Genomic DNA, 14,264 nt, shown 5'->3' with positions numbered 1-14,264 from the left:
GCTTCCGGTGGCCGCGCACCCCGTGCCCCGGGTCGGGCCACCGTCTCCCCGGCGGGGGGCCGGGGGAGGGGGCCTAGGTCCCCCCTGGAATCGGGGTGGCAGACCCAATGCCTCCTGGGGCGACCTCGCGCAGACTCTTCTCCGACGGGATCGAGGGAGCCCGCAGGAGGAGGCCGGAATGAAATGGCGCGCATCACTCGCAGTGCGGCAGGCGCCGTTGCGGGGGCTCGCCCTGGTCGCGCAGAAGGTGCCTCAGGCGGCCCTCTTCGTGCTCATGGTGTTCTCGTCGGCCTCTCTGGGCCTCGGTGTCGGTGTTCTGCTCCTGCCCGTCGTCGTGACGGCCGTCCGCCGGCTGGCCGACCGCTCCCGCCGACTGGCCCGCGACTGGTCCGGGGTCACGATCGCGCGGCCCTACCGTGAACTGCCCGCACCGGAGCCGGGCCTCGCGGGACGCTGGGGTCACTGCCTGCGGCTGCTCCAGGACCCGGCGACCATGCGGGACACGCTGTGGACGATCACCGACCCGGTGATCGGCACCGTCCTCGCGCTGTTGCCCGCCGCCCTGCTGGTGTACGGACTCGAAGGTCTCGTTCTCCCGTTCGTCTGGGACCCCCTCGTCTCCGCCGGGTACCACGACCACTACGCCGGACTGATCGATGTGAGCGGCGAACGTGGGCTGCGCACCTGGCTGATGCCGCTGCTCGGTGCCGGCTTCATCGGGCTCGGGCTGCGGACCGGACCGCTGCTGCTCACTGTCCACGCCCGCTTCACCCGTAAGCTGCTCGGCCCGCGGATCGACGACCGACTCGCGTCACGTGTGGGCCATCTGACCCGCACCCGCGAAGAAGTGATGGACAGTCAGGTCTCCGAACTCCGCAGGATCGAACGCGATCTGCACGACGGCGCGCAAGCCAGGCTGGTCGCGATGGGAATGAACCTGAGCACCGTCGGCCGACTGCTGGACACCGATCCCGACGCCGCCCGCGCGCTGCTCCTGGAGACCAGGGAGTCCTCCTCCAAGGCGCTCGGTGAACTGCGTGATCTGGTAAGGGGAATCCACCCGCCGGTTCTCTCCGACCGGGGGCTCGGCGACGCCGTGCGCGCCTTGGCGCTGGACAGCCCACTGCCGGTCGAGGTCGTGGTCGAACTGCCGGGCGTCCTCGACGCACCCGTGGAATCGGCCGCCTACTTCGCGGTCGGTGAACTGCTCACCAACGTGGCGAAGCACGCCCGGGCGGAACATGTCTGGATCGACGTCCGCCACGAGCGCGAGGCCCTGCGCATCAGCGTGGGCGATGACGGCTGCGGTGGCGCGTCGGTGGCGGCGGGAACCGGGCTCGGTGGAATCGAGAGGCGCATCGCCGCGTTCGACGGCGTGCTTTCCGTCAGCAGCCCTCAGGGCGGACCGACCATGGCGACGATGGAGATCCCGTGCGCATTGTTCTCGCCGAAGACCTCTTCCTGCTCAGAGAAGGGCTCGTCCGGCTTCTGACGGCCCATGGTTTCGAGATCGCGGCCGCCGTGGACGACGGGCAGGAACTCCTCGACGCACTGGTCGAGCACCGGCCCGACATCGCGCTGGTGGATGTGCGGCTCCCGCCCACCTTCACCGACGAGGGGCTGCGTGCCGCGATCGAGGCACGGCGCCGGATCCCCGCACTCCCGGTTCTGGTTCTCTCGCAGTACGTCGAGCAGCTGTACGCCCGTGAGCTGCTGGCGGACGGCACGGGCGGTGTCGGCTATCTGCTCAAGGACCGGGTCTTCGACAGCGGCCACTTCGTCGACGCGGTCCGCCGGGTCGCTGCGGGCGGCAGTGCGATGGACCCCGAGGTCGTCGCGAAACTGCTCAGGAGCAACGCTCGCGACGAACCGCTCACCCGGCTCACCCCACGGGAGCACGAGGTTCTCGGACTCGTGGCGGAAGGACGTTCCAACGCCGCCATCGCCGGCCGGCTCGGCATGAGCGAGAAGGTCGTCACCAAACACACGTCGAGCGTCTTCACCAAACTCGATCTCGTGCCGTCGGACGACGACAACCGCCGGGTGCTCGCCGTACTCGCCTATCTGAACTCCTGACACCCTGCCGGGTCGGCAGCGAACGGACGCAGTGGTCGCGGCATCACGATGCCGCGGTCATGCCATTCGCCGAACAGGCGCCGCACAACCGCAACGGCGTGCTGCGCCCGACGAGTCATGCCCGCACCGGCCCGGAACGCACGGCACCAGTTCCCACTCACGGACGAGGAATCTCCCATGACAGGACCGCGCAATCGGGCCGACCGGCTCCTGAGACTGCCGAGCGGACGAAGGGGCAAGTGGCTGGTGCTCATCGTCTGGCTGATCGTCGCGGTGGCTTCGGTGCCGCTCGCCGGACAGCTGTCGGAGACCGAGAAGGACAGCCTCACCGTCGAACTTCCCCGCGGCGCCGAGTCCACCGAGGTGGCCGGGCTCGCCGACCGCTTCGACAAGGGCAGGATCTCGCCCGGCATCGTCGTCTACGTCCGCGACAGCGGAATCACCGCACAGGACCGGGCCAAAGTCGATTCCGACCTCGCGGAGTTCGCGACCCTGGCGGCAGGAGGCGTCGAACCGGCCCGCCCCTCCGAGGACGGCAAGGCCCTGACCGTGTTCGTCCCCCTCGACAAACGGAACAGCAACACGCTGACGGACAATGCAGAGAAGGTACGCGACCGGGCCACCCGCAACCGGCCCGACGGCCTGGAAGCCCGGCTGACCGGACCCGCGGGCAACTCCCTCGACGCCGCCGACGCCCGGAAGACCACCGGTCGCGCGCTCACGCTCATCACGGTCGTCGTGGTCGCCGTCCTGCTGCTCATCACGTACCGCAGCGCGATCCTGTGGCTCGTTCCCCTCCTCGTCGTGGGTGTCTCCTTCCTCACCACCCGGGCGGTCTCCGTCCTGCTCGCCAAGGGGTTCGGCCTGACCGTCGGCGGTGGGAACGAGATCGTCGTCACGGCCCTGCTCTTCGGCGTGGGCACCGATTACGCGATGCTGCTGCTCGCCCGCTACCGCGAGGAACTGCGCGTCCACGAGGACCGGCACCGCGCCATGCGGTCCGCGCTGCGCGGGGCCGTACCGGCCATCGCCGCCTCGGCCGCGACCGTATGCGTCGGCCTGCTCTGCCTCACCCGGGCCGATGTCGGGTTCAACCACACGCTGGGGCCGAGCGGTGCCGTCGCGATCGTCTGCGGACTCGCGGCGATGACCACGCTGTTCCCGGCCGTGCTCGTCCTGCTGGGCCGCTGGGTGTTCTGGCCACGGGTGCCGCGGGCCGGGGTCGTCCCGCAGATGGCCGACCGTCGTCCGTGGGACCGGGTCGGCGGCCTGATCACCCGACGCCCGCGGCTGGTGTGGTCGGGGTCCGTTCTCGTCCTCGCCGTGCTGGCCCTCGGCTGCCTGGGCCTGCGGACCGGGCTGGACGACGAGCACCTGGTCATCGGCAGGCCCGGCTCGATCGCGGGACAGGAGTTGCTCGCCGCCCACTATCCGGCCGGGCAGAGCCGGCCGGCCGAGGTGATCAGCCGGGCCGAGGCGGCACCGGCGGTCGCCGAGGCGCTGAAGCACGTCGACGGGATCGCCGAGGTCACGCCCGCCATCGTTTCCACCGACGGCGAACTCGCCGAGACCAAGGTCGTGTTGGTGGCGGAAGCGGACAGCGTGACCGCCGCTCGCACCGTGGACCGGATCCGGGTCGCCGTCCACGGCATCCCCGAAGCCCACGCCCGGGTCGGCGGTCCCACCGCCCTGGCCCAGGAGAAGGCCCAGGCGCAGGCACACGACCGCAGGGTGGTCATCCCGCTGGTGCTCGTCGTGGTCCTCGTCGTCCTGATCACCCTGTTCAGGGCGGTGGTCGCCCCGATACTCCTGGTGCTGACCGTGGTGCTCTCCTACTTCGCCGCACTCGGCATCAGTTGGCAGCTGTTCCAGCACGTCCTGGGCCTTCCCGCCGTCGACGTCCAGGTCATGTTGATCGGCTTCCTGTTCCTGGTCGCCCTCGGTGTCGACTACAACATCTTTCTCGTCCACCGCATCCGTGAGGATGTCGGGCATCACGGCCACCGGGCCGGTGTCCTGTCCGGACTCACCGCCACGGGCGGGGTCATCACCAGTGCGGGCGCGGTCCTCGCGGCGACGTTCGCCGCCCTCACCAGCGCTCCGCAGGTGGCCTTCATCGAGATCGGCGTCGTGGTGGCGATCGGCGTGCTGATCGACACCTTTCTGGTCCGCTCCGTCCTCGTCCCGGCCCTCGCCCTCGACGTGGGCCCCGCCTTCTGGTGGCCGGGGCGGCCGGCGGGCCGGGGTGCCGCGGAGCCGGCCGCCGGCGACCGGCCGGGCGGGGCGGTCCCGGGTGCGAGTGGTCGAGGCGCGGAGAATGCCGGTGGGATCGACCGACGACGACCGTGATCCGATCGCGCTGAGAGGCGCGGATCCGCGCCGGCCGGGCATGGCGGTGCGGATCCGCACGGTCCGCTGTGTCGGCCGGTTCCGGGGCGAGGGCCCACTCGCGGCGCCCTGGAAGCCCGTTGAGTTCTCCGGGCAGGCGCCGCTCGGCCGTCGCGCGACAGTCCGAGAAGCGGTCGGGCCCCAACCGCGAAGCCACAAGCCCGTATCGGCATGCGGACCGGGGGACGGCCTCAAGTTCGCACAGGTCTGGGCAGTCGGGCCCCCGTGCTCTCTCAGCCGGTGCGAAGGACCCGGAAGCGATCGGGTTCCGACGGGTCTCGATCAACGACTTGGACCGGCGGCCAAGCCCACTGCCGAACGTCGATGCCCGGCGTGCGGGAGAACCGGATCTGCCCGCGGGTGCCCTGGACCTCGACGCGCGGCCAGGACCGGGCGATGCTCGCCCGGTCCTCGCCGTGGATACGCAGCACTTCGGCGAGGACGGCGACCGTGTCGTAGCCCTCGAAGGCGACGAAGGAGGGCGCTTCGGCCAGCCGCTCGCGCAGGGCCGTCCCGACTCGTGCACCGAGTGGGCCGAGGCGCTCGGGCAGGTAGCGCAGGAACGGGATCGCGGCGCTGTCGTCGCCCAGCAGCCTCGCCCATTCGGCGAACTCCGGTTGTCCGGCCGGAGCGCCGATCATTGTCCCGGCGAGGCGCCGGTCGCGGCGGACGGACTTGACGATCGTCACCGCCGGCTCCGGGTGGCCGACCAGAAGGAGGAGGGCTGTCGCGCGATGGTCGACGAGTTCGTCGCACACGGCCCTGGGGGTGAGCGCACTCATGTCGAGTTCGACGACGGTGCCGCCGCGCGGAGCGAGGTGGTCCCGCAGAATGCGGGCCCCGGATGTCCAGTAGACACTCGACTCCGCTGCTACGGCGATCCGGCTGTGGCCCGCGCCGAGGAGGAAGTCCGCGTAGATCCTCCACCCGTGGGACTGCGCCGGGGCGAGGCGCGCGACCCACTCCGTCGGCTGTTCGGTGAGTGCGTCGAGGACCGCCGACGAGCAGAGGAAGGGCAGGCCCAGGGCGTCGGCCCTGGTGGCGGCGGTGCGAGCGACGACGCTGTGATACTCACCCACCAGGGCGGCCACACCGAGACCGGCCAATTCGTCCACGGCCGCCGCGGCCCTCTGCGGGTCGGCCGCGGTGTCTCGGACCACCAGCTCAAGGGGTCTTCCGGCGATCCCACCGGCGCCATTGACTTCGTGAACGGCCAGTTCGAGTCCGGCGAGCAAGTGGTGGCCTGCCTCGACCCAGCCGGGCCGGGACAGTGGAACGAGCGCACCGATCCGGACGGAGGATCCGTCGGTCCGTTCCGCACCAGGGGGTGATGGTGGAGTGTTCATGCGTTGGCGTCTCCCGTGTGGCGATTCGGTTGCGGTCCGCCCGGGTCGCGGTGTGGCAGGGCCCGGTGGTACGCGTCCCTCTCGTCCCGCCGTGGCGGGCGCACCCGGGTGACCCTGCCGGACATTGCATCCATCACCATCGCCGACAGGCAACCGATTATTTGTTCGCTGAGCCGCCAGGCTTCGAGCAGCCTTGGCGCGCTCGAGCGATCAACGCATCACCGCTGTTCAGAAGGTGGAACCGGCGAAGGAGGCGGTGGGTGTTCTCCCCGGCGCCGCACCACCGGGGACTGCGGGGTTGCACAGGTGGACCGGCATCCCCGTGCCGGCGCAGATGGCCTTGTGCCCGGCCTTCTCCCGGGTACCGGTCGCCGTCAGCTCCGTGTGGCGTACACGATGAGGTTGTCGACGGGGTGGCCCTGCGCGTCGAAAGCGCCGTCGCAGGTGATGAGACGCAGCGCGCGTTCGTCGGTGGCGCCGTAGACCTTCTTGGTCGGGAAGGCCCTCTTGCTGACGGTCTCGGTGCCGGTGACCCGGAAGTGGAGCTCCGCTCCCCGGTCGTTGCGGATCGCGATGTCCGCACCCTTGCCGATCTTCTTCAGATCGTGGAAGACAGCTTTGCCGAAACGGGTGTCGTTGTGTCCGATGAGGACCGCGGCGCCACGCTCGCCCGGGGTGGCGCCACCGGTGTACCAGCCGGCCGTCATGCCCTTCTCGGCGGGCGGGACCTGGACGGTGCCGTCCTCGTTCAGACCCAGCCGCATCAGCTGACTGTTCACCCCGAGCGAAGCGATGCTGAGCTGGACGGGGGCCGCCGCGGGCTCGGGTCCTCCGGGCTTCCCGGCGTTGTCGGGACCGGCGTCCTTCGCGGCGTCGCGAGGAGCATGCACCTTGCCGCCCGGTGTGTCGGACGCGGCGTCCACGGCGTCGGAGGAGCAACCGGTGAGGACGAGACAGATGACCACGGGAAGTGCGGCGCGCCAGAACGGGGGAGGCGTGGGGGACATGGGGGCTCCAGATCGGGACGGAGATCGGCAGTGGCGCCGCCCGGGAGGGGCGGCGCCACCATGGGGAGGTGCGGCCGTTGCCGACCGATCGACGTGCGGCCGGTTGACGTGTGGTCAACTGCCGCACGTCGTCATCCGCACGTCGTCAACGGCCGTGCCTCGCGGTCGGTTGCCGTGAAGACCGTTGCGTGACAGGCGGTTTCAGCCGTTGCGCCGCGCGGCGGAGCGTCGGCGCAGCACCACCGTGCCCGCTCCCGCGACGAGCAGGGCGGCGGCGGCCGAACCGGCGAGGGCGGTGGTGCTGTCGCCCGAGGAACCGGCCGGCCGCTCGCCCGCGGCGACGCCACCGCGCGGAGTGACGGCGGGCGAGCCCTTGGCGGCGCCGGCTCGCTCGACGGACGGCACCGGAGTGGGACGGTCGCCCGCGGCGACGCCGCCGCGGGGTACCGCCGACGGCTGAGCCGCCCGCGCGGCCGCGGCGGACCGCTCGACGGACGGGGCCGACGGCGAAGGAGTGGCGTCGGCGAAGGCCGCGGCGGACGGGACGAGTACCGCGCCGGCCGCCACGGCGGCGAGGACTGCGGTACGCAGGGACAGGCGGTGGGACATGGGATGGCTCCATTCCAGGTCGGCCTCGGAGGTGCCCGGTCATCGGTTCGCACCGGGCGCGAGGCATGCCGACAGGCTGGCGTGAAGTTATGAAGAAGCTGTCAGAACACTGTGGTCATCGCATCAGGCCGAGTCCGGCCCGCGCTCCGCGGTGCCCCCGGCCGCGGACGCCGAGCCGTACTCTTCCGGCCCCGTACGCACGGGACCCGTCGGCAACCGGAGCGTGAACACCGAGCCCCGGTGCTCGACGCTCACCGCGCTCACCGAGCCGCCATGCGCCTCGACCAGTTTCCTTACGATCGCCAGGCCCAGCCCGCTGCCACCGGTGCGGCGGCTGCGGGATTTCTCGGCACGCCAGAAGCGGTCGAACACATGGGGCAGATCATCGGCCGAGATGCCGCTGCCGGTGTCGGAGACGTCCACGATCACGTCGCCGGTCACCGCGTCGCTCACCGCGCAGTCCGCCGTCACGACTTCGCCCGTCCCGGCTTCACGCGCCGTCAGCTCGTCCGTCGCGGGTCCGGAGACGTAGGCGTGCAAGGTGACATTTCCACCCGCCGGGGTGTGACGTATCGCGTTGGAGACCAGATTGCCGATGGCCTGACGAAGCCGGACCGGGTCGGCCATCAGCTCGGCAGCGGGCGTACCGGCCTTCGGCGTGAGGACCGTCAGCGTGACTCCCGCGGTATCGGCCCGTGCCTGGTGGGCCGCGGCGACCTGGCTCAGCACCTCCTCGGCACGCACCGGCTCGGGGTGCAGCCGCAATGCACCCGCGTCGGCCGCGGCCAGATCCTGGAGGTCGTCGATGATGTGCTGCAACTGCACCGCCTCCGTGTGCAGCGACGAGATGAACGCCGGGTCGGGTTCCGCCAGTCCGTCCTGAGCGGCCTCCAGCCAACCGCGAATGTTGCTCAGCGGGGTGCGCAGTTCATGGGCGACGTCGCTGACCATGTCCTTGCGCTGCCCTTCGAGTCGGGCACGGTGGGCGGCCATGTCGTTGAACGCCGCGGCGAGCCGTCCGATCTCGTTGTCGTCGGTGACCCGCACGGGCGCGGAGTCGTCCCCGTCCCGCATCCGCTGCGCCGCGCCGGTGAGGGCGCGCAGCGGCCGCACCAGCCGGGCCCCGGCCAGTACCGTGGCCCCGACCGTGAGCGCCAGGACGAGCGCCGCGGCACCCGCGATCTTCGCGGTGTTCGCCGGGGAGAGATCGAAGCCGGGCACGGTCGTACTGCTCTCGTCGCCGATGAACAGCAGCGCGGGCGAGGCGACATAGGAACTGAGCTGTTCGCGGCGGGCCGTGCCCACACAGGAGGCGGTGGCCCGGTCGTCGTCACCGGTCCGGACGCTCGGTACGGGGGCGACCGCTTGGGTATTCGTATGCGCGGCCGGCATCGGTTCGGGGCGTGCACCCCAGGACAGGTCCAGATTGAGCTGTACGCCCTCGCGGCCCTGACGTTTCAGGCAGGCGTTGGCCAGCTGGTTGAGTTCCCTCAGCGCCTTGCGCTCGGTGGCTGTCGGGTCGGCCAGGTCGTCGCTCGCGCACCGGGTGCCGTCCATCCGGTCGGGATCGTTGCCGACGACCTCGATGCGCGGGCGACCGCTCGGTCCTTCGACCGCGTCAGCCGCCACCCCGGACCGGCTCAGGCACGCCACACTCCGCTGGGCGGCACGCCTCAACGCCGTACGTTCGGCGGCGGGCAGCCGGAACGGACCGACCGCGCGCGGGTCGACGCGGTCGGCCGTCGCGCCCGTCCGGCCCACCGTCTGGGACAGCGCCGTGTCCATGGACAGCGGATCGACGATCGCCGACGCCTGGGGCGGCAGCGCGGGCGCGGGCGGGGACGGCCGGTCGGCGGAGTCGGCGAGGGGCCGCCGCTGCTCGGTGGTGAGGGCGATCCTCCGGCCGGACCGCCGCGCCAGATCACGCACGGTGCTCTCGACGCCGTCCCAGGTGGGATGGGTCGCCGCGTATCCGAGCAGCGTGTTGTAGATCCGCGCGTCGGCGGTGAGGTTCTGCCCCTGCTCCTGCTTGATGGCGCCGGAGGTGGTCTGTACGGCTATCCAGGCGGTCGCGGCCACCGAACATGCCGCCACCAGCGCCGACACCGCGAGCAGACGGCCGAACAGACTCTTGCGGAGCGGCAGTCGGGCCCGCTCCTGACGACCGGTCCGATGCTCGTCGCGACGCCGCGCCCGCCGTTCACGGCGAGGGGACACGTCGTCCACCCCGCTACGACGACGCACGCGCGGAGTTCCTCGCCGGGTCCGTCAGCTTGTAACCCACACCGAAGACGGTGAGGAGCCGGGCTGGCCGACGCGGCGCGGGCTCGATCTTCTTCCGCAGGTTCATGATGTGTACGTCGACGGTGCGGAAACTGACATACCGGTCGAACCCGTGCAACTCCTCCAGCAGTCGCTGCCGCGTGAAGACCCGCTCGGGCTCGGCCGCCATGGCGGCGAGAATGCGGAACTCACCGGGGGTGCACTCCACGGACCGGCCCTCGACCGCCACCTCGTGCCGTACGGGGTCGACCGTCAGCGCGCCGACCCTCAGTGCCTGGTCCTCGGCGGCTTCGGCGGTCGCGACCCGTCTGGTGCGGCGCAGCAGCGTCCGTACGCGCGCCATCAACTCGCGCGGACTGTAAGGCTTCGTCATGTAGTCGTCCGCGCCCAGATCCAGACCGAGCAGCAGATCGTCCTCGGTGCTGCGGGCCGTCAGCATCAGCACCGGCACATCCCGCCGCTCGGCACGCAGTACCCGTACCACGTCCAGGCCGTCGGCCCGCGGCATCATCACATCGAGCACCAACAGATCGGGCTCCCGGTGCCGGACCTCGGCGAGAACCGCCAGTCCGTCCCCGACGACCGTGACCGTGTGACCCTCGTGTTCGAGGTAACGGCGTACGAGTTCGGCCTGTTTCTCGTCGTCTTCGGCGACTATGACGTTTGCGCACACGCGGACGATCGTAGAGGAGGGCCGCGCGGGCAACCGGTGTCGCCGGACCGCCGGGTTCACCGTGGAGCGGACCACCGGCCCCTGGGCCGGACCCGCGGGCGCCGGACCGGGAAGGGAACACGGCCGAGCGGCAACGGCGGTGCCGAGGACGAGGGGCGCCGTCCTTCGGGGCGTGTCCGGCTTCGGTCCGCCGTGTCCGCGCGAGGGAGGACGCGGACGGCTTCGGTGGCTCCGATCTTGCCGTGGGCCCCGTCGACTGGTCTCGTGTACCGCGGGCGCCGTGGGGCGTCCGTGACGACGAGGTCCACCGGCGGCAGGCGCGCAGACGCGGTCCCGGTGGGGAGAAGTGGTGGGTCGGTGACCGGACAGGACACACGGGGCACGCTGCCCGAGGGGCTCGGCGCGGCGATACGCGGCACCGCCGAGGACATCGCCGCACTGCTGCGCGGGGTTGCCGACACGAGCGTTCCCGTGCCCCGCTCGGAGTGGACCGTCGGGCAGGCGGCGGCGCATCTGGCGCAGGCCAACGAGCTGATGGCGGACATCGCGGGCGGGCAGGAGCGCAGTTACGGGGACGGAACGCCGCAGAGTCTGGCCGCGGCCAACGAGCGCGCGCTCGCCGCCTTCGGGGAACGGGACGCCGATCCGCTGGCCGGGTTGATCGTGACGCACGCCGAGGCGTACCTCTCGGCGGTGGACCGGTGCGGGGCGGACGGCGACGGGAGCGTGGTCACCCCGTTGGGTCCGATGAGCCGGGCAGTGCTGGGCTCGTACCTGCTGACACACATGCTCGGCCACGGTTACGACCTGGCCCGTGCGCTGGGCCGCCCGCACATGATCGACCGCACCCGCGTCGAGCTCTCGCTCCCCTTCCTGATCACCGCGATGCCCCGGGTGATCGATGCCGCGGCCACCGCCGGGCTGACCGCCCGCTACACCGTCCGCCTGCGGGGCGGTGCCCGTTTCGGCGTCACGTTCACCGAGGGCGCCGTAACCGTCTCCCCGCAGCCGACGACCCGCCCGGACTGCACCATCCTCACCGAGCCGGTCGCCTTCCTCCTGATGGCACTGGGCCGCAGTGGTCCCTGGGGAGCCATGGCCCGCGGCCATGTCCTCGCCTGGGGCCGCAAGCCCTGGCTCGCCCCGCGTTTCCCGAGGCTGTTCACGGCGCCCTGAGAGCTGTCCCCGAGCTCCAGGTGTGTCCGGGCTCCACAGGGCGACGAGGCCCTGGGCACAGCGGCACGGGGCCTCGACGGTGGCGAGTCAGACGGTGGTGCTCGCCTGCGGGGCCTCTCCGTGAACGGCACCGGATCCGCTCCTGCGGGCGCGGATCGCCGTGACGGCGCGCCGGATCCACCACGCGATGACGTACAGGGCCAGGGTGCCGATCAGAGTGGCACCCGCGCCCTTCGCCGCGTCGGACATCACCCCTTCGATCACCATGCTCAGCGGCTGCCCGGTTGTCGCCGCTTCCGGACCGGCGAGCCACCACCCGGCGTGGGCGACGGCTCCGACGACCGTGAACAGGGCCATGGCGAGGAGGGCACCGCGCCGCGTGGCGCTGCTGGGCCCGGTGCGGCCCTCACCGGCAAGGAGACGGGCTCGACCGCGCCGCACGTACACCGCGGTGGCGGCCAGGCCGCCGATCGTGCTCGCGTGCTGCAGCGCCCGTGCCCAGGTGAGGCTGCCCACCATCGCTGAGGTGAGCCAGGGCGCATGGGTGACCACGAAGCCGTCGTGGTGGGTGAAGGCATCCCAGACCAGGTGCGTGGCGATGCCGATCAGTGCGGACAGCGTGATCCACCCGGCTCGCCGTATCAGCGTGCCGACCGTCCGGGGCGGCGACGGGGTGACGGGTATGGGCAGCAGGGACGCCAGCGGGCGACGGCCGGCTCGGAACATTCCCCACAGCACGAGGGCGTACGGCAGGGTGACGGTGACAGCGCCGAGAGCGGTGTGCGAGGTGGTGGCGTTGACGAAGGGCTCGTACCAGGACTGCGCGCTGACGGGCGGGCCCGTAGCGACCACGAAGTAGGGCATGTCCGGTGCGACGGCTCCGGAGACGAGCGCGGTCCGGCTGAAGGGCCGTCGCATCAACGGGAGTACGGCCGCGGGGTGGGACAGGGTGAACGGCATGAGCATCCTCTCGCAGGGCCCAATAGTCCGTTGAACGGAATGCTACGTCAAACGGACTACTGGCCACGGAGCCCGCTGTGCCCCGTTCGGATGCTCGGCCGTGATGGGCCGTTCAGAGGGTGGTGCGTCCGGTTCGCCCCGGGCGACCGGCGAGAAGGGTGATCGCGGCGGTGGCCGGCAATGCGGCTGCCAGACATGCGACAGCGGCCGCTCCGCCCCACACCGTGGTGCAGGCGTGGGCGAGCAGAGGCGGGGATGCCAGGACCATCGCCCCCGGCTCGCGGACGCCTCGTGATCGGTTGTGCCAGGTCAGCGCGGCGCCGGTCGCGGCGAGGACCAGCAGCGGCCAGCACCCGTAGTCGGTGCTGACCCACGGCACCGCGTGCGCGTCGACGGCCGCCCGCGGCACGACCACGAGCGCGATCACGGCACCGGCCACCCCTGACCGCCCCGCCGCGGTGCTCTCCAGGCGCCGGTCCGGCGGGCATGCGAGCACCACGGCCGCCATCAGGACCATCGCGGCCGGGGTGACGACCGGGTCACCGAACGCCGGCCCGCTGACCACCGCGGCCGCCGCGAAGGAGAGCAGCCCGGCGACCGTGCAGGGCACCCCCACGCGCCAACGGCCGGACAACGCCGACGCCGCTCCCGCGAACACGATCAGCGACGAGACGAGCAACACGCCCCACGCCCCCGACAGGTCGACTCCGAGCTGCACCCACAACGGGGTGGGTGAGGAGACGAGGCCGATGTACCAGCGCAGAAGGTGCAGGCCGCAAGCGGCGGCCGAGGTGGCCAGGGCGAAGGGATACGCCGGAGCGAGAACCCGCGAGACAGGAGCGGCCGACCCCAGTCCCATCCGCATCCTCAAAGCGTGCGCCGCCAGATCTGCGCCTTCGTGCAGCCGCGATCTCAGCGGCGCGCCCGCGGTCATCTCGCGATAGGTCGCGGCGATCTCCTCGCCGTGGGCCCGTCGGTAAGCGGCGGGGTACAGCCGCAGCACGTGCTGGATCACGTGGCGGCCGCAGAAGGCCGCGTGACGGACAGGCGGCGTGTGGCCTCCCTTGCCGTCGCGGCCAGGCGTTCGGCCTCCACCGCCAGCCGCTCCCGCCCCGACGAGGACAAGGTGAAGATCCGCCGGGCCCGGCCGGCGACGACCTCCTCGCGCTCGACGTCGACCAGGCCGTCGGCCAGCAGGCGGTCCAGGGCCCCGTAGAGGGCGCCCGTCCGCAGCACGACACGGCCGCCGGTCATCGCCTTGACCTCCTGCGCGATGGCGTATCCGTGCCGGGGTGCGTCCGCGAGGGCTGTCAACACCATCACGGTGGGCTCTTGCATCACGCGCTCACTCACCCCACGAAGATAGTCACTCCGCCGGACCATCTCAATGCGGTCAGCCATGTCATGGGCCTCTGCACCCGCGGCCGAGGCCGTTCGACGGATGTGCCCGCCGTGCGAGACGCCGGCCGCTTTCGCCAGGACATCATCATGCTCCATGACGCCGGGACCTGCGGGAAGGAGAGGTGACAACGCCTCCTCGGGACGGACCGACGCGCCACCTGCGGCCCAGCCGCCCGGACCTTCCCCACATGTACGTCCTCGGGCGTGTGTGTGCGTTCCCCGTGTCGGACCGAAACGGTCATCCTCCCCGTGTTCAGGGGATATTGACCCTTCTGACGCTAACGTTGATCCGCACGGTGGCAGCGGCGGTGCCGGGGAGGGCGCACCGCGCGGAACACCCGGGAA

The 14,264-nt window shown here is 71.6% G+C and carries 12 protein-coding genes; 4 read left to right on the top strand and 8 right to left on the bottom strand.

Annotation, left to right across the window (positions count from 1 at the left end):
• Nucleotides 1-178: 178 nt before the first annotated feature.
• The 3 genes from ACIRP2_RS30810 to ACIRP2_RS30800 all read left to right on the top strand — a co-directional run bounded on the left by ACIRP2_RS30810 (nucleotide 179) and on the right by ACIRP2_RS30800 (nucleotide 4,425).
• Nucleotides 179-1,492, top strand: a complete 1,314-nt coding sequence (locus ACIRP2_RS30810) for a sensor histidine kinase (RefSeq protein ID WP_404255988.1) — start codon at nucleotides 179-181, stop codon at nucleotides 1,490-1,492.
• Nucleotides 1,432-2,076, top strand: coding sequence for a response regulator (locus ACIRP2_RS30805; protein ID WP_404255986.1), 645 nt, complete (start codon nucleotides 1,432-1,434; stop codon nucleotides 2,074-2,076). The genes ACIRP2_RS30810 and ACIRP2_RS30805 overlap by 61 nt, the downstream gene beginning before the upstream one ends.
• A 177-nt stretch (nucleotides 2,077-2,253) precedes the next feature.
• On the top strand, nucleotides 2,254-4,425 hold the full coding sequence (locus ACIRP2_RS30800; RefSeq protein ID WP_404255984.1) for an MMPL family transporter: 2,172 nt from the start codon (nucleotides 2,254-2,256) through the stop codon (nucleotides 4,423-4,425).
• A gap of 272 nt (nucleotides 4,426-4,697) precedes the next feature.
• Here the strand turns inward: ACIRP2_RS30800 and ACIRP2_RS30795 are convergent, their stop codons facing one another.
• The 5 genes from ACIRP2_RS30795 to ACIRP2_RS30775 all read right to left on the bottom strand — a co-directional run bounded on the left by ACIRP2_RS30795 (nucleotide 4,698) and on the right by ACIRP2_RS30775 (nucleotide 10,382).
• Complete coding sequence (locus ACIRP2_RS30795) at nucleotides 4,698-5,810, bottom strand: ABC transporter substrate-binding protein (protein ID WP_404255982.1); 1,113 nt, start codon at nucleotides 5,808-5,810, stop codon at nucleotides 4,698-4,700.
• 374 nt (nucleotides 5,811-6,184) lie between these two features.
• Nucleotides 6,185-6,817, bottom strand: a complete 633-nt coding sequence (locus ACIRP2_RS30790) for a class F sortase (RefSeq protein WP_404255980.1) — start codon at nucleotides 6,815-6,817, stop codon at nucleotides 6,185-6,187.
• A 201-nt stretch (nucleotides 6,818-7,018) separates the two neighbouring features.
• The gene (locus ACIRP2_RS30785; protein WP_404255978.1) at nucleotides 7,019-7,426 is read right to left on the bottom strand and encodes a hypothetical protein; all 408 of its coding nucleotides are present in this window, start codon (nucleotides 7,424-7,426) and stop codon (nucleotides 7,019-7,021) included.
• A 123-nt stretch (nucleotides 7,427-7,549) separates the two neighbouring features.
• The gene (locus ACIRP2_RS30780; protein WP_404255976.1) at nucleotides 7,550-9,670 is read right to left on the bottom strand and encodes a sensor histidine kinase; all 2,121 of its coding nucleotides are present in this window, start codon (nucleotides 9,668-9,670) and stop codon (nucleotides 7,550-7,552) included.
• Entirely contained in the window at nucleotides 9,657-10,382 is a 726-nt protein-coding gene (locus ACIRP2_RS30775) for a response regulator transcription factor (protein WP_404255974.1), read from the bottom strand. The genes ACIRP2_RS30780 and ACIRP2_RS30775 overlap by 14 nt, the downstream gene beginning before the upstream one ends.
• A 357-nt stretch (nucleotides 10,383-10,739) precedes the next feature.
• Here ACIRP2_RS30775 and ACIRP2_RS30770 point away from each other — a divergent pair, with 357 nt between their 5' ends.
• Entirely contained in the window at nucleotides 10,740-11,558 is an 819-nt protein-coding gene (locus ACIRP2_RS30770; RefSeq protein WP_404255972.1) for a maleylpyruvate isomerase family mycothiol-dependent enzyme, read from the top strand.
• Nucleotides 11,559-11,645: 87 nt separating this feature from the next.
• On the opposite strand, the gene ACIRP2_RS30765 is transcribed toward ACIRP2_RS30770, so the two are convergent.
• The 3 genes from ACIRP2_RS30765 to ACIRP2_RS30755 all read right to left on the bottom strand — a co-directional run bounded on the left by ACIRP2_RS30765 (nucleotide 11,646) and on the right by ACIRP2_RS30755 (nucleotide 13,856).
• On the bottom strand, nucleotides 11,646-12,518 hold the full coding sequence (locus ACIRP2_RS30765) for a DUF4184 family protein (RefSeq protein ID WP_404255970.1): 873 nt from the start codon (nucleotides 12,516-12,518) through the stop codon (nucleotides 11,646-11,648).
• A 112-nt stretch (nucleotides 12,519-12,630) separates the two neighbouring features.
• Nucleotides 12,631-13,533 carry a hypothetical protein gene (locus ACIRP2_RS30760; RefSeq protein WP_404255968.1) on the bottom strand — a complete coding sequence of 301 codons (903 nt, stop codon included), beginning with the start codon at nucleotides 13,531-13,533 and terminating at the stop codon, nucleotides 12,631-12,633.
• Complete coding sequence (locus ACIRP2_RS30755; protein ID WP_404255966.1) at nucleotides 13,530-13,856, bottom strand: PadR family transcriptional regulator; 327 nt, start codon at nucleotides 13,854-13,856, stop codon at nucleotides 13,530-13,532. Before ACIRP2_RS30755 ends, ACIRP2_RS30760 begins: the two co-directional genes overlap by 4 nt.
• Between the last annotated feature and the right edge of the window lie 408 nt (nucleotides 13,857-14,264).

The organism is Streptomyces sp. NPDC101194, from assembly GCF_044767885.1.
Taxonomy (GTDB): domain Bacteria; phylum Actinomycetota; class Actinomycetes; order Streptomycetales; family Streptomycetaceae; genus Streptomyces.
Note: the sequence above shows the minus strand (reverse complement) of the source record. Positions and strands in the feature narration are given on the sequence as shown.

Bases quoted from the DNA above. Each gene is read 5' to 3' on its own strand.
- ACIRP2_RS30810 (WP_404255988.1), top strand. From the start codon at position 179: ATGAAATGGCGCGCATCACTCGCAGTGCGGCAGGCGCCGTTGCGGGGG.
- ACIRP2_RS30800 (WP_404255984.1), top strand. From the start codon at position 2,254: ATGACAGGACCGCGCAATCGGGCCGACCGGCTCCTGAGACTGCCGAGC.
- ACIRP2_RS30795 (WP_404255982.1), bottom strand. From the start codon at position 5,810: ATGAACACTCCACCATCACCCCCTGGTGCGGAACGGACCGACGGATCC.
- ACIRP2_RS30790 (WP_404255980.1), bottom strand. From the start codon at position 6,817: ATGTCCCCCACGCCTCCCCCGTTCTGGCGCGCCGCACTTCCCGTGGTC.
- ACIRP2_RS30785 (WP_404255978.1), bottom strand. From the start codon at position 7,426: ATGTCCCACCGCCTGTCCCTGCGTACCGCAGTCCTCGCCGCCGTGGCG.
- ACIRP2_RS30765 (WP_404255970.1), bottom strand. From the start codon at position 12,518: ATGCCGTTCACCCTGTCCCACCCCGCGGCCGTACTCCCGTTGATGCGA.
- ACIRP2_RS30755 (WP_404255966.1), bottom strand. From the start codon at position 13,856: ATGCAAGAGCCCACCGTGATGGTGTTGACAGCCCTCGCGGACGCACCC.